Annotated in this window: 18 protein-coding genes; 12 read left to right on the top strand and 6 right to left on the bottom strand. The window is 67.8% G+C overall.

The genetic code is table 11. From position 1 onward, the window contains the following. The first annotated feature begins 12 nt into the window (after positions 1-12). The gene (nrdF, locus tag ACFW3F_RS13895; protein ID WP_010841379.1) at positions 13-1,017 is read left to right on the top strand and encodes a class 1b ribonucleoside-diphosphate reductase subunit beta; all 1,005 of its coding nucleotides are present in this window, start codon (positions 13-15) and stop codon (positions 1,015-1,017) included. 7 nt (positions 1,018-1,024) lie between these two features. On the opposite strand, the gene ACFW3F_RS13890 is transcribed toward nrdF, so the two are convergent. Continuing rightward, a complete protein-coding gene (locus tag ACFW3F_RS13890; protein WP_388058233.1) occupies positions 1,025-1,834 on the bottom strand; it encodes a hypothetical protein in 810 nt (269 codons plus the stop codon). Further along, on the bottom strand, positions 1,831-4,833 hold the full coding sequence (locus ACFW3F_RS13885) for a DEAD/DEAH box helicase (RefSeq protein ID WP_388058232.1): 3,003 nt from the start codon (positions 4,831-4,833) through the stop codon (positions 1,831-1,833). The genes ACFW3F_RS13890 and ACFW3F_RS13885 overlap by 4 nt, the downstream gene beginning before the upstream one ends. 144 nt (positions 4,834-4,977) lie before the next feature. On the opposite strand from ACFW3F_RS13885, the gene ACFW3F_RS13880 reads away from it, so the two are divergent. Then, complete coding sequence (locus tag ACFW3F_RS13880; RefSeq protein WP_388058230.1) at positions 4,978-5,133, top strand: hypothetical protein; 156 nt, start codon at positions 4,978-4,980, stop codon at positions 5,131-5,133. A 9-nt stretch (positions 5,134-5,142) separates the two neighbouring features. On the opposite strand, the gene ACFW3F_RS13875 is transcribed toward ACFW3F_RS13880, so the two are convergent. Both ACFW3F_RS13875 and ACFW3F_RS13870 read right to left on the bottom strand, forming a co-directional pair. Beyond that, positions 5,143-5,631 (bottom strand): beta-class carbonic anhydrase, encoded by a 489-nt coding sequence (locus tag ACFW3F_RS13875; protein ID WP_388058228.1) that lies wholly within the window; start codon positions 5,629-5,631, stop codon positions 5,143-5,145. A gap of 145 nt (positions 5,632-5,776) precedes the next feature. Continuing rightward, a complete protein-coding gene (locus tag ACFW3F_RS13870) occupies positions 5,777-6,826 on the bottom strand; it encodes an ABC transporter substrate-binding protein (RefSeq protein ID WP_388058226.1) in 1,050 nt (349 codons plus the stop codon). A gap of 291 nt (positions 6,827-7,117) precedes the next feature. Here ACFW3F_RS13870 and ctaD point away from each other — a divergent pair, with 291 nt between their 5' ends. From ctaD to ACFW3F_RS13850, 4 genes are read left to right on the top strand one after another with little or no spacing between them, the layout of a single operon-like run. Further along, positions 7,118-8,902: a cytochrome c oxidase subunit I gene (gene ctaD / locus ACFW3F_RS13865; RefSeq protein ID WP_388058224.1), complete on the top strand. Its 1,785-nt coding sequence runs from the start codon at positions 7,118-7,120 to the stop codon at positions 8,900-8,902. A gap of 3 nt (positions 8,903-8,905) precedes the next feature. Next, the gene (gene serB / locus ACFW3F_RS13860) at positions 8,906-10,147 is read left to right on the top strand and encodes a phosphoserine phosphatase SerB (protein ID WP_388058222.1); all 1,242 of its coding nucleotides are present in this window, start codon (positions 8,906-8,908) and stop codon (positions 10,145-10,147) included. 15 nt (positions 10,148-10,162) lie between these two features. After that, positions 10,163-10,975, top strand: coding sequence for an aminoacyl-tRNA hydrolase (locus tag ACFW3F_RS13855; protein ID WP_388058220.1), 813 nt, complete (start codon positions 10,163-10,165; stop codon positions 10,973-10,975). Next, the gene (locus ACFW3F_RS13850) at positions 10,972-11,421 is read left to right on the top strand and encodes a cupin domain-containing protein (RefSeq protein ID WP_388058218.1); all 450 of its coding nucleotides are present in this window, start codon (positions 10,972-10,974) and stop codon (positions 11,419-11,421) included. Before ACFW3F_RS13855 ends, ACFW3F_RS13850 begins: the two co-directional genes overlap by 4 nt. A 22-nt stretch (positions 11,422-11,443) precedes the next feature. On the opposite strand, the gene ACFW3F_RS13845 is transcribed toward ACFW3F_RS13850, so the two are convergent. After that, on the bottom strand, positions 11,444-12,454 hold the full coding sequence (locus tag ACFW3F_RS13845; RefSeq protein ID WP_388058216.1) for an LLM class flavin-dependent oxidoreductase: 1,011 nt from the start codon (positions 12,452-12,454) through the stop codon (positions 11,444-11,446). A gap of 137 nt (positions 12,455-12,591) precedes the next feature. Here ACFW3F_RS13845 and ACFW3F_RS13840 point away from each other — a divergent pair, with 137 nt between their 5' ends. Both ACFW3F_RS13840 and ACFW3F_RS13835 read left to right on the top strand, forming a co-directional pair. After that, positions 12,592-13,428, top strand: a complete 837-nt coding sequence (locus ACFW3F_RS13840) for an ABC transporter ATP-binding protein (RefSeq protein ID WP_388058214.1) — start codon at positions 12,592-12,594, stop codon at positions 13,426-13,428. After that, a complete protein-coding gene (locus ACFW3F_RS13835) occupies positions 13,428-14,252 on the top strand; it encodes an NUDIX hydrolase (protein ID WP_388058212.1) in 825 nt (274 codons plus the stop codon). The genes ACFW3F_RS13840 and ACFW3F_RS13835 overlap by 1 nt, the downstream gene beginning before the upstream one ends. A 45-nt stretch (positions 14,253-14,297) precedes the next feature. Here the strand turns inward: ACFW3F_RS13835 and ligD are convergent, their stop codons facing one another. After that, positions 14,298-15,278: a non-homologous end-joining DNA ligase gene (ligD, locus tag ACFW3F_RS13830; RefSeq protein WP_388058210.1), complete on the bottom strand. Its 981-nt coding sequence runs from the start codon at positions 15,276-15,278 to the stop codon at positions 14,298-14,300. A gap of 115 nt (positions 15,279-15,393) precedes the next feature. Here ligD and ACFW3F_RS13825 point away from each other — a divergent pair, with 115 nt between their 5' ends. From ACFW3F_RS13825 to ACFW3F_RS13810, 4 genes are all read left to right on the top strand, one after another. Continuing rightward, on the top strand, positions 15,394-16,182 hold the full coding sequence (locus ACFW3F_RS13825; RefSeq protein WP_388058208.1) for an enoyl-CoA hydratase/isomerase family protein: 789 nt from the start codon (positions 15,394-15,396) through the stop codon (positions 16,180-16,182). A 63-nt stretch (positions 16,183-16,245) separates the two neighbouring features. Next, a complete protein-coding gene (locus ACFW3F_RS13820; RefSeq protein WP_388058206.1) occupies positions 16,246-17,220 on the top strand; it encodes a class I SAM-dependent methyltransferase in 975 nt (324 codons plus the stop codon). Between the two features lie 113 nt (positions 17,221-17,333). Further along, entirely contained in the window at positions 17,334-18,533 is a 1,200-nt protein-coding gene (locus tag ACFW3F_RS13815) for a class I SAM-dependent methyltransferase (protein ID WP_388058204.1), read from the top strand. 58 nt (positions 18,534-18,591) lie between these two features. After that, entirely contained in the window at positions 18,592-19,224 is a 633-nt protein-coding gene (locus ACFW3F_RS13810; RefSeq protein WP_388058202.1) for a DUF3887 domain-containing protein, read from the top strand. The last annotated feature ends 4 nt before the right edge of the window (positions 19,225-19,228 follow it).

Below are 19,228 nucleotides of genomic sequence, written 5' to 3'. Positions count from 1 at the left end.
CGAGGAAGAGCGATGACCTCCACCGAAAGCCACAGCCCCGCCGACGGAGCGCCCATCAAGCTGGTCAGCCGGGTCTCGGCGATCAACTGGAACCGCGTCCCCGACGAGAAGGACGCCGAGGTGTGGGATCGCCTCACCGGCAACTTCTGGCTACCCGAGAAGGTGCCGGTGTCCAACGACATCCCGTCGTGGGGCACGCTCACGGAGTACGAGAAGCAGCTCACCATGCGGGTGTTCACCGGGCTCACCCTGCTCGACACCATCCAGGGCACAGTCGGCGCGGTCTCGCTCATCCCGGACGCGACCACTCCGCACGAGGAGGCGGTGCTCACCAACATCGCGTTCATGGAGTCGGTGCACGCCAAGAGCTACAGCTCGATCTTCTCGACGCTCTGCTCCACCAAGGAGATCGACGAGGCGTTCCGCTGGTCGGAGGAGAACGAGCAGCTGCAGCGCAAGGCCCGGATCGTCATGGACTACTACCGTGGCGACGACCCGCTCAAGCGCAAGGTCGCCTCGACACTGCTCGAGTCGTTCCTGTTCTACTCCGGCTTCTACCTGCCGATGTACTGGTCGAGCCGCGCGAAGCTCACCAACACGGCCGATCTGATCCGCCTGATCATCCGCGATGAGGCGGTCCACGGGTACTACATCGGTTACAAGTACCAGCGCGGGCTCGAGGTCGAGACCCCGGAGCGTCGCCAGGAGCTCAAGGACTACACCTTCGAGCTGCTCTTCGAGCTGTACGACAACGAGAGCGACTACACCGAGGCGCTCTACGACGAGGTCGGACTCAGCGAGGACGTCAAGAAGTTCCTGCGCTACAACGCGAACAAGGCCCTGATGAACCTCGGCTACGAGGCGATGTTCCCGCGCGACGAGACCGACGTGAACCCGGCGATCCTGTCGGCGCTGTCGCCCAACGCCGACGAGAACCACGACTTCTTCTCCGGGTCGGGCAGTTCGTACGTCATCGGCAAGGCCGTCAACACCGAGGATGAGGACTGGGACTTCTAGTCTTCCGCTACAAATCGTCGGCGGTGAGGCGGTCGTACAGGTCGCCGAGTTCGTCGATCGTCTCGGCGATGTCGGCCGGCGCGACGCCGGTCGCGCGCAACGCGGCGCGCAACTCCGCGCCGTCGAGTGCTGTCAGTGGGTTCATCCGCGCCGGCGACGGCAGCGGTGGCAGGGTTGTGGTGGTGCCGTAGAAGTCGTCCGGGCGCAACGACTCCGCTGACCCGGCATCGTTCGATGTCTGAGATACCGCTGGGCGCGAATCGATCTCGGCCAGCAGTGCCCGGAGGTCGGTGCCCATCACCGTGAGCAGGGTCAGCGGGGTGCGGTCGATCTCGGCAGCCACCTCGTAACAGGTGACGAGCGCATGGATACACCGCGGCGCCTCGTCGGGGCAGGTGCAATCGGTCTCGACATCGGCCGACTCGGTGGGTACCAGCAGCTCACCCAGCGTCGGAGGTTGCTCGCCGCGGGTGAGCAACATGAGTTCGTCGACGGCGCCACGCTCGCGGAGGAGAGTGGCGAGCGTCCCGGTGTCTACGGTGCGGGTGGTCAGGATGACGTCGAACGGTTCGAGCTGGGTGCCCTCGACGGATGCGGTCACCTGTCCGGCGCCGATCCGCAGGCCCCGCAGGTGCCGATCACGGAAGTATCTGCGCGCCTTGGTGATGCGGCGACTGTCGGCGACCGATTCACCATCGGCGCCGCGTCCCTCGACGACGTCGACGAATGCGCGCGACCAGGTGGTGAGGCCGTAACCGCGGACCGCGATCGTGCCCCGCTCGCCCCGTCGCTGCGTGCCCTTCTTACGTACCGTCATTCGCTCACCGCCTCATCCCGAAGCCGGAACAGTTCGAAGAGCTCGTCGTCGGCGAGGTCGGACACCCAGTTCTCCCCGGCCGCGACCGTCAACCGGGAGAGTTCACGTTTCTTGGCGATCATGTCGTCAATGCGCTCCTCGATGGTGCCGACACAGACGAACCGATGAACCGACACCTTCTGATCCTGGCCGATCCGGTAGGCACGGTCGGTGGCCTGGTCTTCGACGGCCGGATTCCACCAGCGGTCGACGTGGATCACGTTGTTGGCGGCGGTCAGGTTGAGTCCGGTGCCGCCGGCCTTCAACGTCGCCAGCAGGACCGGCGGCCCGTCGTCGGATTGGAAGTCGGCGACGAGGCGGTCGCGCTCGGTGCGGCCCAGGCCGCCGTGGAGGAGCGGGATCTCGGTGCCGAACTCCGAACTCAGCCACGACGAGAGCATGTCGCCGAAGGTCGCGAACTGGGTGAAGACCAGCGCGCGGTCGCCCTCGTCGGCGACCGTGGACACGATGTCAACGAGCAACTCGACTTTGCCCGAACGATGTTCGCCGTCGCGCACGAGGTCGGTGCCGTCGGACAGGTAGTGCGCCGGATGGTTGCAGACCTGCTTGAGGCGAGTCAGCGCCGCCAGCACATTGCGGCGTCGGAGAGTCCGTTGCTGCTTGTCCCGCAACGCTGCCATGAGTTCGTCGATCACCGCGCGATAGAGCGCCGCCTGCTCGACGGTGAGGTTGGCGCGGACGGCGAAGTCGGCTTTCTCGGGAAGATCGGCGGCGATCGCGGGATCGGTCTTCTCGCGGCGCAGGATGAAGGGGCGGGTGATTGCGGACAACCGTCGGAGGGCGGCCGGGTCGCGATCTCGTTCGATCGGTTCGGCGTAGCGTGCGCGGAACACCGACGCCGATCCGAGCAGACCGGGATTGACCAGATCGACGACAGCGCGGAGATCCTCCAGCCGATTCTCGACCGGGGTGCCTGTGAGGGCGAGGCGATGGTCGGCCGGGATCGTCCGAACTGCCTTGGCCGCGATGGTGTTCACGTTCTTGAGATGTTGGGCCTCGTCCACCACGATCCGATGCCACGGCCGGGAGGACAGCAGCTCGTGGTCGCGCGCCGCGACCGCGAACGTGGTGATCACGACGTCGACGGAGTCGCGGATCCCTGCGAAGGCGGCCCCGGACTCACGAGAGGGACCGTGGTGGATCGCCACGCGGAGCGTCGGCGCGAATCGCGCGAACTCCCGCGCCCAGTTGCCGACCAGGGACATCGGGCCGACGACGAGCGTCGGCTTCGCGGGCTCGGCATCGGGTTCGTCGGTCACATCGCGCCGCTCGTGACATTCCAGCGCGATGACCTGCAGGGTCTTGCCCAGACCCATGTCGTCGGCGAGCACGCCGCCGACACCCAGCGTCGACAGATGGGCGAGCCAGTCCAGCCCGCGCTGCTGGTAGGGGCGCAGGATGGCCGCCAATTCCGCTGGTGGCGTGATGGATTCGGGACGCAGGGTGCCGCTGTCGGCGACATCGTCGAGCCAGGAGAGGCCCTCGACGCGGGAGACCGGTACCGGCAGCCGGTCGGACTCGCCCGTGACGAGGTTGAACAACTCGCCGAAGTCGCTCGGCGGTTCGGTCGCGGCCAGCGCGCGCTGAGCGGCGACGAACGCGGCCGCTCGGGTGAGCGCGGCTCCTTCGGCTCGCATCCACACCCCACGCACCCGAACGAGATCGCCCTTCTGGCCGGACAACTCGTCGAGGTCGGCGTCGGTGAGCGTGATCGCGTCGGGTGTGTCGCCGAGGGCCAGGCGCCACTCGAACTCACGGATCTCCCGCAGGCCGACCATCGCGGCCGGCGCTCCGCCGCCGGGCGGGGCGAGCGCGCGCAGCGTGAGACTCGGGCGGATCTCGGCGATCGTCCGGGGTAGCAGCACCGGGATGCCTGCCGCGCCGAGCGCCGCGGCGCCGGTGGCGAAGAGTTCCTCGGCGACGTCGGTCGGCAGCAGGAAGTCGAGCGAACCGCGGTCGGGGTCGGCCCGGCCGAGATCGGGGAACTCTCGGACCGCTGTCGCCAGTTCGGTCGTCAGCTCGTCGAGTTCGTGGGCGTCGAGTCGGTGCGGCGCGACGGGTTCGACCTGACCGTCGATGCTGCGACGGCAGACCTGCAATCGCCACCGCGAGTTCTCGGCGACCTCGGAACGGCTCGGCACGTCGAAGGTGTCGTCGTCCCAGGCGTCGTCCCACTGGCTCTCCGCGAGATCGTCGTACTCCGGCTCGTGCAGACGAAAGATCAATGAACGGTCGTCGCGTGGGGCGCCGGAGTTCCACCTCGTCCAGCCCCCGGCGGCGGCGGCGAGGCGTTCGGGTGAGCTGGGTGGGCGGGGATCGGCGTCGGGCAACAGCGCCCGCACGATCGGCGACGCGGGCCGCGGTTCGCCGAGGCGGACGGTGGAACGGGCGATGACAGAACGACACTCGTGATCGATGAGTTCGGTGAGAAAGTCGTCGAGAGCAGTTGCGGACCCGTTGTGCAGCAATGCATCCGGTGCGCTCCCCACCGCGACGGCGTGCCAACTGCGCCACGTCGGCGTCGCGACGGCGACCCAACGCACCATCCACTCACCGGCGACCTGCAGCACCGACGGCGCCACCGCCCCGGACCGTACGAATGACCGTGCGCCGTCGAGAAGATGGCGGTACCACCGGACGTCGCCCGTCACCGCGACCGGACGCGAGGCATCGAGAAGCGTGATCGCCGACGTCATGCCCAGCGTGGCCGCGCGGACGAACTGCCGGCGGTCGTCGGCGTCGACGACCGGGATCTCGCTGCGGAACCGGCGGCGCTCGAGGAGGTCGCGCAGCGGTGGCGCGAGATCGGACACGTCACCGTCGACCCACACCGCCATGCCGACGCCCGGCCGCCACAGGGCGTGCAGGGGCTCGGCTGCGTGGGGCTTCGGGGCGGAGTCCGGGGGAGTCTGCCCGCTGGGAGGCGAATCGTGTGGCATCGAGGATCGTCGGCCAGTTTAGCGGCGTCCCCTGACACCGATCCCGGTCGCGGACCCGTCGGACAGTGGTTTGCCCGCGCGACGACCTGGGTATCGACGATCCTCGCAACCGGCATATCGGCGGTGACGATCACGGAGGTACCGATGGGGAAGTCAGAGAGCGACAAGTCTGCCGAGAAGGAAGTGGAGAAGGACCCGCCGGGCCCGCAGGACCACGGGCGCGAGGGCGGGATGGCCACCCGTGAGAACGCCCCCGAAGCGGTCAAGCGCTCCGAGGGCGGCGGTTCGACGGACGAGTGAGGACGCGGGTCAGGACACCTCGCGCAGGAGCCCCGTCGCGACGTCGAAGACGAATCCGCGCAGCGACGTCGTCTTCGTGACGAACGGGCTGCTCTCGATCCGGGTCAGCGACTGACGGACGTCTTCGTCGAGATCGCCGAATGCCTCGGCCGACCATGCGGGCTTCTGCCCGATCTCGTCCTGGATCTGGCGCTTGAAGTCGTCGTCGGTGAACGTCAGCATGCCGCAGTCGGTGTGATGAATGAGGATGATCTCGGTGGTGCCGAGAAGTCGCTGACTGATGGCCAGCGATCGGATCTCGTCGTCGGTGACGACGCCGCCGGCATTACGGATGACGTGCGCCTCACCCTCGTTCAGTCCGAGGATCCGGTACACGTCGAGGCGGGCGTCCATACAGGCCACCACTGCCACGTGCTTGGCCGGCGGCAGGGGCAGCGGGCCGTTGAAGGTCTTGGCGTATTCGGCGTTGTTCGCGAGGTATTCGTCGGTGACACTCATGCGCCGATCCTGATGTGTCGTCGCCGCCGCGGCGAGGGTTTGGACGCGGATGATCCGAAGTGCCGAAACCGGCACCCCGCAGATGTAGCGTCTCGTTGCTTCTGCCGCAACGAAGTGCGACCTCTACGCCACCGGTGACGAGAGGTCAGGAGTTCCCGTCGAGGGAACCCTTGACGTCGTTGAGGACCAGCCAGGCGGCGGCGAGTCCCGAGGACTCGTACCAGACGTCGTCGTCGACGGCGAGGACGCGCTTCCAGACGGGCGCACCGAGGCTGAGCCATTCGTCGCTGAGGAGGACCTCCTCACCGTGGGTGAGGCCCTCCTCGCCGTCGAAGCTCACATATATGAGGTCGGCGTCGGCGTCGCGGAAGTTCTGGTCGGTGACTGCGAAGGAATCGGGCACACGCTGCGGGCCGGGTCGCTGGACGCCGATGTCGCCGAGAACCTGGCCGGCGAAGGTGTTCATCCCGGCGATGGTCTCCGAGTCGTCCCCGAATCTCACCAGTGACACCTGCGTGTGCGCGGCATCCATCCGTCTGCCGGTCTTGGTGGCCTCGGTCGAGTACTCGGCGAGGCGGGTTCGGCCCGACTCGCTGCGGTTCACCGCGTCGGCCACGGCCTGGAACTCCTCCTGCCACGTGCCGTCGGCCGGGATCGTGACGGTCCGGACGCCGGTGAACGGGCGGGCGGAGTCGGCGGTGTCGGCGGTGGTGATCACGAGGTCGGCGTCGGCATCGGCGACCGCTGCGGCGTTCGGCGTCGACCCGATGGCCGGGACCGAGGTCAATTGCGGACCGAGGTACGTGGGGACGGACCCGGGTTCGGCGGCGACCGCGACGACGTCGGGTCCGAGTCCCAGCGCGCAGAGCGCATCGAGAACGGCGGGATCGGTCACCACGATGCGTTGCACATCGGCTTCGCCCGCATCCGGTGCGGTGGGAGCGAGACAGGTCTCGGCGTAGTCGCGGTCGGCCGAGACGATGTTAACCTCAGCCACCCGGGTCGTCAGAGTGGAGATGGGGGAGCCGTCCGGGGTCGTCAGCTGCTGCTCACCCGAGCAGGCGGCGAGCGCCAGCACCGTCAAGCCGATGGTCGTCGCCAGGCCCATGCGCCGGACGGGTGAGCGGCGGGTGCCGCCGGTGGCGGCGTCGACACTTCTGCCGGCCTCGTTCGCGACCGTCACCCTGCGTTGCACCCGCCCAACCTAGCACCGGCCCAGAGGCGCTCGGCGTAGGCTCGGATGCGCACACCCAGGTGCCGGACACCGGCACCCGGGAGGTCGCTCCGAGAGCCTGGCGCGTCGGCGAAGAAACAGCCGATGAGCACTGCCGATCCGGTGGCTCCGGCATCGAATACGACAGATCGTAGGACCCGCTCGGCTCGGGCGCCGGTGAGGGTTTAGGATCAGTAACCAGCGCTCGGTTTGTTCATGTGCCGACCGACGGCCGAAGGGGTTCGGCGTCGGGTTCGGGCAAGAGGAGGATCTGTGACCGCGGTAGACCAACCCACCACGCAAGTGGCTCCAGTGCGTCCGTTCCCGGAGCGCTATCAGCCCAAGGGTTCGTTCATCTACAAGCTGTTGACGACGACCGATCACAAGTTGATCGGCATGATGTACATCACCGCCTGCTTCGCGTTCTTCCTCATCGGCGGCCTGATGGCCCTGCTGATGCGCGGCGAGCTCGCGGTGCCGGGCATGCAGTTCTTGTCCACTGAGCAGTTCAACCAGCTCTTCACGATGCACGGCACCGTGATGCTGCTGATGTATGCGACCCCGATCGTGATCGGTTTCGCCAACTTCGTCTTGCCGCTGCAGATCGGTTCGCCCGACGTCGCCTTCCCGCGCCTGAACGCACTGGGCTTCTGGCTGTTCGTGTTCGGCTCGACCATCGCGATCGCCGGCTTCATCACCCCCGGTGGTGCCGCCGACTTCGGTTGGACCGCCTACACGCCGTTGACCGACGCCGTGCACAGCCCCGGTATCGGCGCGGACCTGTGGATCATGGGCCTGGCCGTCGGTGGTCTCGGCACCATCCTCGGTGCGGTCAACATGGTCACCACCGTGGTCTGTCTGCGCGCACCCGGTATGACGATGTTTCGCATGCCGATCTTCACCTGGAACATCCTGGTGACCAGCGTCCTTATCCTCCTCATCTTCCCGCTGCTGACCGCGGCACTGATGGGTCTCGAGGTCGACCGGCAGTTCGGTGCACACATCTATGACCCGGCCAACGGCGGCGTCATCCTCTGGCAGCACCTCTTCTGGTTCTTCGGGCACCCCGAGGTCTACGTCATCGCCCTGCCGTTCTTCGGCATCGTGTCCGAGGTCTTCCCGGTCTTCTCGCGGAAGCCGATCTTCGGTTACTCCGGTCTGATCTACGCCACCCTGGCCATCGCCGCCCTGTCGGCCGCGGTGTGGGCGCACCACATGTACGTCACCGGCGCGGTGCTGCTGCCGTTCTTCTCCTTCATGACGTTCCTGATCGCGGTGCCCACCGGCGTGAAGTTCTTCAACTGGATAGGCACGATGTGGCGCGGCCACATGACGTTCGAGACACCGATGCTCTTCTCCGTCGGCTTCATCGTCACGTTCCTCTTCGGTGGTCTGACCGGTGTCCTGCTCGCGAGCCCGCCGCTGGACTTCCACCTGTCCGACAGCTACTTCGTGGTCGCGCACTTCCACTACGTGCTCTTCGGCACCATCGTGTTCGCCACCTACGCCGGCATCTACTTCTGGTTCCCGAAGATGACCGGACGCATGCTCGACGAGCGGATCGGCAAGATCCACTTCTGGATGACGTTCATCGGCTTCCACCTCACCTTCCTGGTGCAGCACTGGCTGGGCAACGAGGGCATGCCGCGTCGCTACGCCGACTACCTCCCGTCGGATGGCTTCACGACGCTGAACATCATCTCGACCGTCGGTGCCTTCGTCCTCGGCCTGTCGACCCTGCCGTTCCTGTGGAACGTCTTCCGCAGCTACCGCTACGGCGAGGTCGTGACCGTCGACGACCCGTGGGGCTTCGGCAACTCGCTCGAGTGGGCGACCTCGTGCCCGCCGCCGCGTCACAACTTCACCGAGCTGCCCCGCATCCGGTCGGAGCGTCCGGCGTTCGAGCTGCACTACCCGCACATGATCGACCGGATGCGTGCGGAGGCGCACGTGGGCCCGGGTCACGCCGCGGGCAAGGACCGCCAGATGGAAGAGGCTCGTCGTGAGCCGTTCACCGTGGGAACGCACGAGGGGTCTCCGGATCCCGATCCGCGCTGACCGGTGAGCAAGGACTCGACAGCCAGTTCCGGTACGACCGTCCTGATCACTGTCACCGGTCCCGACCGGCCAGGTGTCACCTCTGTTCTCATGGGTGCGCTGGCCGGTCAGGCCGTTGCACTGCTCGACGTCGAGCAGGTCGTCATCCGTGGCCAACTGACGCTCGGTGTGCTCGTCTCGGCCACGCGCGATCCCGAGGCGCTGCAAGAGGTCGTCGAACAGGCCATGGCGTCGATCGGTTTCGAGGTGCGGGTCGAGATCGGGGTCGATCCCGGTAGTCGTTCACCGTCGTCGCATGCCGTCGTTCTCCTCGGAAGTCCGATGACTGCCACCGCATTCAGTGCGGTGGCAACGAAGTTGGCCAGCCAGGGCGGCAACATCGACTCGATCCGCGGTATCGCCGACTACCCGCTCACCGGTCTGGAACTCATGGTCAGCGTCGCCGGTCGCGGTGGTGTCGCCGCGGACGCCGCGCTCCGCAAGGGCCTCGCCGAGGTGGCCGCGAAGCACTCGGTGGATATCGCCGTCGAACGCGGCGGACTCGCCCGCCGCGCGAAGCGGCTCATCGTCTTCGATGTCGACTCGACTCTCATCCAGGGCGAGGTCATCGAGATGCTCGCCGCGCACGCGGGCCGCGAGGCCGAGGTCGCCGCGGTGACCGAGGCGGCCATGCGTGGGGAACTCGACTTCGCCCAATCCCTCCACGAACGTGTCAAGGCGTTGGCCGGGCTCGACGCGAGTGTCCTCGACGAGGTCGCGAAGTCACTGGAGCTGACGCCCGGTGCCCGCACGACCATTCGCACGCTGCACCGGCTCGGATTCCATTGCGGGCTCGTGTCGGGCGGCTTCCGTCAGGTCATCGACGGCCTGGCGCACGAACTCGAGCTCGACTTCGTCCGGGCGAACACCCTGGAGATCGTCGACGGCAAGCTCACCGGCCGTGTCGTCGGCGAGGTGGTCGACCGGATGGGCAAGGCGCTCGCGCTGCGGTCGTTCGCCGACCAGGTCGGGGTGCCGATGGAGCAGACGATCGCCGTGGGTGACGGTGCCAATGACATCGACATGCTCAGCGTCGCCGGGCTCGGTATCGCCTTCAACGCGAAGCCGGCGTTGCGCGAGGTCGCCGACGCCACGCTGAATCACCCGTTCCTCGACGGGGTCCTGTTCATCCTGGGTGTCTCCCGCGACGAGATCGAGGCGGCCGACGCCGCCGACGGTGTCTATCGCCGGGTGCCGCTGGGCTGAGCGCGCGGCCGCGCCATGGATGCCGAGCGCACGGACGCACCGCACGCCGACCCCGCAGCAGCGATCGCCGCTGACCACCGTCGGCTGATCGGCTACGTCGGCGGCGGCGCCGACCCGTCCGATCCCGCCGATGTGCTGGCGATGGCGATGGTGCTGCGCATCGAGAAGAACGATCCGCCCGACCGCACCGACCTGCTGACCGCCGCGGCACGGGCGGTGGCCTTGCTGTGTCTCGACGAACGGAGTGCGGGCGACGGCCCCTGGGCGTCGGCGATGGACGACTGGTGCGAGGCACGCATCCGAAAGATCGCCCGGCGCGCACGCGGGGCGCAATGGGCTGCGGCGCAAGAGGTCTGGGGTGTGACGGCGACCGAGGGTGACGCCTCGGCGCGGGCGTTCGTCCCGGGGCGGGTGGGCGACCTCGACCGTCGTGTCGCGAAGTTGCAGATCGGGGGTACCGACGTCGAGGGAGGACTCTCCAGCGAGCCACCTGACCGCGGCGTCGTGCTGTGGACCAGTCCGGATCTGGAGATGACCGTCGGGAAACTGGCGGCGCAGGTCGGGCACGCGTCGATGCTCGCCGCGAAGTTGCTGGCGCCCGCCGAGGCGATCCGATGGCGATTCGACGACTGTCCGCTCGCGGTCCGTCAGGCCACGCCCGAGCGCTGGCGCGACCTCCTTGCCGCGGATGCCGCCGGGAGGGCGGTCGCCGTGCGCGATGCCGGGTTCACCGAGATCGCGCCGGGTTCGGTGACCGTGATCGCCGAAGTACTGCGACACGGCGACGACCCAGGCGACCAGGACATCGACAACCGGGAGTTCCGATGAGTGACGCGCAGGTGCCCGACTGGGTGCGGGAGCTCGATCTGCAGCCGCATCCCGAAGGCGGCTGGTACCGCCAGACGTGGCGTAGTGACGTCGAGATCCCGCGTGACGTGCTGCCGGGGGACTACACCGGGGACCGTGCTGCCGGGACCGCGATCTACTTCGTGCTCATGCCGGGCGACGAATCCGCGTGGCACACGGTGCGCGGCGCCGAACTGTGGTTGCACCATCGCGGCGCTCCGGTCGAACTCGACCTCGGCGGTGACGCGGATGAGCCCGGCGAGCCGACCACCGTTCTCGTCGGACCCGACATCGAATCCGGCCAACACCCTCAGGCGCTCGTGCCCCCGCGGGTGTGGCAGCGGGCCCGGCCCGCCGGGGCCGAACCATCACTCGTCAGCTGCATCGTGGTGCCGGGCTTCGACTTCGAAGACTTCCGGCTGGCCTGAGCGGCCCGCCGACGAGCTCGGGTCAGTGCCCTACGGCCACCGGCGAATTCACCGGCGCGAGATGTCCGAAGGTCCCCAGCCACACCTCACGGTCGGGCGCCAGCGACGCGACGATCAGCTCGTCGGCGTCGGCGTGCCCGGCGAACCACCCGAGGTAGTCGCGAACCTCGTCCGGCGTGCCGACGCCGGAGTATGCCAGCATCTCGTCGATCTGACGCCCCTGCGGCATCGACAGGATGGCGTCGGCCTCCTCGTCGGTGAAGGTACGGCCGCGGCCGTAGAGCAGTGCCACCCGCTGACGCTTCGCGATCAGCAGCTGTGCCTGCGCGCGGTCGGCGTCCTCGTCGGCGATCGCCCCGACGCCCGCGATCACATAGGGCTCGGCGAGGACGTCCGACGGCCGGAACTCGCGGCGGTACAACGCGACAGCCTCGGTGAGCGCCTGCGGCGCGAAGTGGGAGGCGAAGGCATACGGGAGTCCCAGCGCGGCGGCGAGCTGCGCGCCGAACAGCGACGACCCCAGGATGTACAGCGGTACGTGGGTGCCGGCGCCGGGTGTCGCGCGCACGCCTTCGACCCGTGACTCGTCGCCGAGGAACGCCTGGAGTTCCAGGACGTCATGGGGGAAGCGTTCGGCCGAGGCGTGGGTACGGCGCAGGGCGGCGAAGGTCTGCTGATCGCTGCCGGGGGCGCGACCGAGCCCCAGGTCGATGCGTCCGGGATGGAGTTCGGCGAGCGTGCCGAACTGCTCGGCGATGGTGAGCGGGGAGTGGTTGGGCAGCATCACACCGCCGGCGCCGAGACGGATGGTCGAGGTATGCGCGGCGATGTGTGCGATGAGCACCGCCGGTGCCGACGAAGCGATGGCCGACATGTTGTGATGCTCGGCATACCAGATCCGGCGGTACCCCCACTTTTCCGCGTTCTGAGCGAGATCGACACTGGCGGAAAGACTTTGCGCGGCAGTTTCGGTACGGCCGATCTGCGCGAGGTCCAGGATCGACAAGGGGAGGTTCGAAGGCGTCACGCTCATGTTCAATGCAGCCGACGCCCCCGACTATTCCCGGCGTCGTGTCGTCGAGAGTTGTCGTGTCGCCGAGTGCGCTGGGTGTCGATGTGTTGCCGAGAGTCGAACCCGTCGAACACTCGGTCGTGGTGCAGGATGGGGGAGTGACCGAATCCGATCCCGACCTCCTGATCGATTTTCGCGACGTCGCCGTCGTCCGCGGTGGCAAGAGTCTCGTCGGCCCGCTGTCGTGGCAGGTGGAACTGGACGAACGATGGGTGATCATCGGACCCAACGGCGCAGGCAAGACGACGCTGATCCGGCTGGCCGGCGCGGAGATCCATCCGACGGCGGGCACCGCATTCGTGCTGAACGAGAAGCTGGGCCGGGTGGAGATCCGAGAACTGTCGACCCGGATCGGTGTGTCGAGCCCCTCGCTGGTCGACCGCGTGCCGCCGGAGGAGGTCGTCAGTGACGTCGTGATCTCGGCGGGCTACGCGGTTCTCGGTCGCTGGCGGGAGAGCTACGACGCGATGGACCGTGCGCAGGCCGTCGAGTCGCTGGAATCGATGGGTGCCGAGCACCTCGCCGACCGTCGCTTCGGCACGCTGTCCGAAGGCGAGCGCAAGCGCGTCGTGATCTCGCGCGCGTTGATGACCGATCCCGAACTCCTCCTGCTCGACGAGCCGGCCGCCGGCCTCGACCTCGGTGGTCGCGAAGAACTCGTCGATCGGCTCGCACGTCTCGCGGCCGACCCGGACGCCCCGGCCATCGTGCTGATCACCCACCACGTGGAGGAGATCCCGGAGGGGTTCACCCACGCACTCATCCTCTCCGAGGGCGGCGTGGTGGCACAGGGTCTACTCGACGAGGTACTCACCAGCGAGAATCTGACCGCTGCCTTCCGGCAGCAGATCGTCCTCGACAAGGTCGATAATCGGTACTTCGCGCGGCGCCGACGCCGCGCGGGCGGCCATCGCCGAGCAGCGGGAGGTAACTGATGACGTCGACCACTCCGGGCGCGGAGGCCGTGTCCGCGCCGCTGCGTGACGCCGCGACGGTCGTGCTCGTCCGCGACGCCGCCGAGGGTATCGAGGTGTTCCTGCAGCGCCGGGTGAAACAGATGGCGTTCGCGGGCGGGATGACGGTCTTCCCCGGCGGTGGTGTCGACAAGCGCGACGCCGATGCCGACCTGGCGTGGACCGGTCCCGACGCCGCCTGGTGGGCGACGCAGTTCGCTTCCGATGCCGAGACCGCCCAGGCGCTGGTGTGTGCGGCGGTCCGCGAGACATTCGAGGAGTGCGGCGTCCTGCTCGCGACGGATGCCGACGGGACCTTCGCCGACCCTGACGGCTTGTCCGACGACCGCCGACGCCTCGTCGAGAAGTCGTTGTCGTTTGCGCAGTTCCTCACCTCGCGCGGACTCACGTTGCGAGCCGATCTGCTGCGTCCGCTCGCCCACTGGATCACTCCGGTCAACGAGAAGCGACGCTATGACACCCGGTTCTTCCTGGCGGCGATGCCCGATGGGCAGCACGCCGACGCCGAGACCACCGAGGCCGAGGTCGCGCGGTGGGTGAACGCGCGGGTCGCCATCGACTCGTGGGCCGAGGGCAAGCATTTCCTCATGCCGCCGACGTGGTCGCAGCTCCACTACGTCTCCGGGTTCTCGACCATCGACGAACTCCTCGGCGCCGAGCGCGTCATCGAACCGATCCTGCCGAACGTCACACCCGGCGCGGGTCTCGCGGGACTCGGTTTTCCCAACTCTGACGAGTACTTCCGGACGCTCGGCGACCAGAAGCCCCCGGAGATCACCCTCTGAGGCAGACGCTCACATCGGGAGAGTCGACAACCCGGCTGTCCTAGGTCACCGATCCATATCGATGACCTCGGCGTCCTCGTCGGTGCCGATGTCGTCGCGGTCCGCCCAGTCGATGAGGGTGTCGAGCCGGTGAGCGACGTCGTCGATCTCGGCGTGGAGATCGCCGAGCTCGGCGAAACGGGCCGGCACGGTGGCGATGGTGAAGTCGTCGGGTTCGATGTCATCGATCTCGGCCCAGGTGATCGGCGTCGACACCGTGGCCCGCTCGTTGCCGCGAACCGAGTAGGCCGACGCCATGGTGTGGTCGCGGGTGTTCTGGTTGTAGTCGACGAAGACCGCCGCCGGATCACGGTCCTTGCGCCACCACGTCGTCGTCACGTCGTCCGGCGCCCGGCGCTCGACCTCGCGTGCGAAGGCCAGCGCCGCGCGCCGGACCTGCGGAAATCCCCACTCCGGGGCGATGCGGACGTAGATGTGCAGGCCGCGACCACCCGAGGTCTTGGGAAACCCGCGCATGCCCAGTTCGTCGAGCACCTCCTCGACGACGTGGGACACGCGCTGAATCCGGGAGAACGTGCAGTCGGGCATCGGGTCGAGGTCGATCCGCCACTCGTCCGGCGTCTCGGGGTCGGCGCGACGTGAGTTCCAGGGATGGAACTCGACGGTCGACATCTGTACCGCCCAGATCACCGACGCCAGCTCGGTGACGCACAGTTCGTCGGCGGTGCGGCCGTACCGCGGGAAGTAGATCTCGGTGGTCTCCAGCCAGTCCGGCGCACCGGCCGGCACACGCTTCTGGTGGACCTTGTTGCCGCTGACACCCTTCGGGAACCGGTGGAGCATGCAGGGACGGTCCCGCAACGCACGGACGATCCCGTCGCCCACGGACAGGTAGTACTCGGCGAGATCGCGCTTGGTCTCGCCGCGTTCGGGAAAATACACGCGGTCCGGACTCGACAACCGGACGGCGCGGCCGCCGACCTCGAGTTCGATGGGATCACCTGCGGAACCCGACGTTTTCGCCATGACCGCCACTGTAGGACTCCGGCGTCTGTCGGCGACGGACTCTGCGGGCCGCGCCCTCGGGCTGCGTGTTCGGGCTGGGGCACCGACGGGACTTACCACCCGGTAGCCTTCGACCATGCCTGAGTTCGTGACCCTCGAGTGCTCCGACACTCATCCGGGTGTCGGCACCATCCTGCTGCAGCGTCCCCCCATGAACGCATTGAGCAGGCAGGTCCAAGCCGAACTGGCCGCCGCGGCCGAGGAGGCGACGGTACGCACGGACATCAAGGCGGTCGTCGTCTACGGCGGCCCGAAGATCCTTGCGGCCGGCGCCGACGTCAAGGAGATGCGGGACATCGGTTACGCCGAGATGAGTCGGGTCGCGGGTCGACTGCAACGCGACCTCGGCGCGATCGCCGCCATTCCCAAGCCCACCGTGGCCGCCATCACCGGGTATGCGCTCGGCGGTGGACTCGAAGTCGCGCTGGGTGCCGACCGGCGCATCGCCGGCGACAACGCGAAACTCGGACTGCCCGAGGTGCTGCTCGGTCTGATCCCGGGTGGTGGCGGAACCCAGCGGCTGGCGCGCCTCATCGGTCCGTCGAAGGCCAAGGACCTCATGTTCACCGGTCGCTTCGTCGATGCGGGGGAAGCCCTGGCCATCGGACTCGTCGACGAGGTCGTGGCCCCCGACGAGGTCTACAACGTAGCGCTCGCCTGGGCCGGCCAATTCAGCGGCGCCGCTTCGGTGGCGCTCGCGGCGATCAAGAAGGCGGTCGACCAGGGGCTCGGCGTCGACCTCGACACGGGACTCAAGATCGAGGAGCAGCTGTTCGCCCCGCTGTTCGCGACCGAGGACCGCGCCATCGGAATGGCCTCGTTCGCCGAGAACGGGCCCGGCAAGGCGGAATTCGTCGGCCGCTGAGCCGACGACCTCACCGCGGACCTTCGACTTCATCACCACATCACCACGCGAACAGGAGCGATCATGACCACCGACGTCACTCCGGGCACTGATCCGGCCCCCAACCCGCACGCCACCGAAGAGCAGGTCAAGGCGGCCCTCACCGACACGAAGCTCGCCCAGGTGCTGTACCACGACTGGGAGGCCGAGACCTACGACGAGAAGTGGTCGATCAGCTTCGACGAGCGCTGTATCGACTACGCGCGGGGTCGGTTCGACGCCGTGCCCACCGACGAACCCCTGCCCTACGGGCGCGCGATGGAACTCGGGTGCGGGACCGGCTTCTTCCTGCTGAACCTGATGCAGTCGGGAGTCGCGACGAAGGGATCGGTGACCGACCTGTCACCGGGCATGGTCAAGGTCGCGCTGCGCAATGCGGAGAATCTCGGTCTCGACGTCGACGGTCGAGTCGCCGACGCAGAGAAGATCCCCTACGACGACGACACCTTCGATCTTGTTGTCGGACACGCTGTGCTGCATCACATCCCGGATGTCGAGCAGGCGCTTCGCGAGGTGTTGCGAGTCCTCAAACCCGGTGGGCGGTTCATCTTCGCGGGTGAGCCGTCGACGATCGGTGACTTCTACGCGCGGTGGATGAGTCGTGCGACGTGGTTCGCCACGACGAACGTCACGAAGCTCGGTCCGCTGCAAGGGTGGCGGCGCCCGCAGGAGGAACTCGACGAGTCCTCCCGCGCGGCCGCGCTCGAGGCCGTGGTCGACATCCACACCTTCGATCCCGACCAGCTCGCCGGGATCGCCCGCGCCGCCGGTGCGCACAAGGTGGACACGGCCACCGAGGAGCTGGCCGCCGCGATGCTCGGCTGGCCCGTCCGCACCTTCGAGGCCGCGGTGCCGCCGGAGAAGCTGGGGTGGGGCTGGGCCCGATTCGCGTTCGGTGGATGGAAGCGCCTCACCTGGCTCGACGAGAACGTGCTCCGCAAGATCGTTCCCCCGAAGTTCTTCTACAACGTCGTGGTGACCGGTACGAAGCCGCAGTAGGCGCGTTCGCGGCGGTCAGTGGTCGAGCATCGCGGTGCTGCCACTCCTCACCCGCTCGGATGTGTCGGACGTCGCTCCGCCGGTGTGCGCCGCGACGGTAGCCTGCAAGCATCATGGGCTACTCCTTCAGTCTCGACGACGTCGCCTTCCTGCGGTCGCGGCACGGTGAGAAGGCGCTCGAGATGGTGTCCGGCCTCGAGCTCACGCCGTCGACGATGCTCTCCGACATCACCGAGGCCCGCAGCCGATACGAGCCGTACGATGCCGCCCTCATCGAGACGGTGCAGTGCCGGCGGCGGGCGCAGGCGAAGCTGCGCGACGCCGGGGCGCTCCTCCTCACCGACGACGCACTACAGCAGGCAACCGCGTCGGTGGTCGCCGCGCACCGCGCCGCCGAGATCGCCAGACGATTCCCGGGGTCGGTCGTCCACGACCTGACCTGCTCGATCGGCGCCGAGTTGCGAGAACTCGTGCGCGTCACCGATATCCGGGGTGTGATCGGCAGCGACATCGACCAGGTCAGGCTCGCGATGGCGCGGTCCAACGTGCCCGATGCGACGCTCCTGCTCGCAGATGCGCTCACCCCGACCTCGACCGCGGATGTCCTCCTCGCCGATCCGGCGCGCCGGTCGGACGCGGGCCGGATCTTCCGGCTCGATCAGCTGACGCCGCCGCTCTTCGAGCTGCTGACCACTTACCCGGGCCGGGTTCTGATCGTCAAATGCGCACCCGGACTGGATCATCAGATGTTGCGCAACCGCTTCGGATTCGACGGCGAAGTCCAGATCACCTCGCTCGACGGCGGCGTGCGGGAGGCCAGCCTGTGGTCGGGCCCGGGGGTGGAGCCCGGTCGTCGCGCCACCGTGCTGCGGACCAGGCCCGATGGCACGGTCGTCGAGTTCGAGATCACCGACCGGGAGGACGACGACGTACCGGCCGGCGAGGTCGGGAAGTGGATCATCGATCCGGACGGGGCGATCGTACGGGCAGGACTGGTCAAGCACTATGCCCACCGATACGGACTCTGGCAGCTCGATCCGCAGATCGCCTATCTCGCCGGCGATTCCGTCCCCGACGGCGCGCGCGGGTTCCGGGTGATCGAGCAGACGCCGGTGACCGAGAAGGCGCTCCGTAAGGCACTGGCCGCGCTCGACTGCGGTCCACTCGAGATTCTCGTCCGTGGACTCGACATCGACCCCGATCGACTGCGAAAGAAGCTCAAGCTCAAAGGCTCCCGATCGCTGTCGGTGGTGCTGACCCGGATCGGACGCAAGGGTGTGGCGTTCATCTGTGAGCCGGGCGTCCGGTGGTGAGTCTCGGTGTGTAAATCTCGGCTTGACAGTCGGTCATGTGTAAATCTACGGTTTACACATGTCCGAGGTGGAGGAAGTGGCCCGCGAGATCGAACGGTACGCGCGGAGTGTGGCTTCGGGCTCCGGCGCTGAGGCGGGAGGTCACGGAGCCCGCGACGCGGCCTTGAGTCGCATCCATGATGCGCTGCAATTGGGCCGCCGTTCAGAGGAACTACTCAGTGCGACAGCCCGTGCGGCGCGTACGAGCGGGTGTACGTGGCAGGAGATCGGCGATGTCGTCGGGGTGACCCGTCAGGCGGCGTTTCAGCGTTTCGGCAAACCCGTCGACCCTCGAACAGGAGCACCCATGCAGAAGATCACGATCGCACACGCCGATGTCATGGCCCTCGATCTGATCGAACGGATCACCACGGCGGAGTGGGCCACCGTCACCGGACGGTTCGACGCGACCATGTCGGCTGCGTTGTCGGACACGGCACTTGCCGACGCCTGGGCCTCGATGGTGGCGCTGCACGGCGAACTGGAGAGCACCGGAACGCCTTTCGTGCGCGGACACGGTCTGCATACGGTCGTTGACGTTCCCCTCCAACAGGAAGCGGGCGAGGTCGTCTTTCGAGTCGCCTTCGACGCCGACGGACGGGTTGCGGGACTCTTCTTCCTCGACCCCGACGCCGCGAGCACACGTCTCTGAGTCG

This window comes from Gordonia sp. NPDC058843 (assembly GCF_042743165.1).
Lineage (GTDB): Bacteria > Actinomycetota > Actinomycetes > Mycobacteriales > Mycobacteriaceae > Gordonia.
The sequence above is the reverse complement of the archived record's forward strand: the minus strand, read 5'-3'. Positions and strand labels throughout refer to the sequence as shown.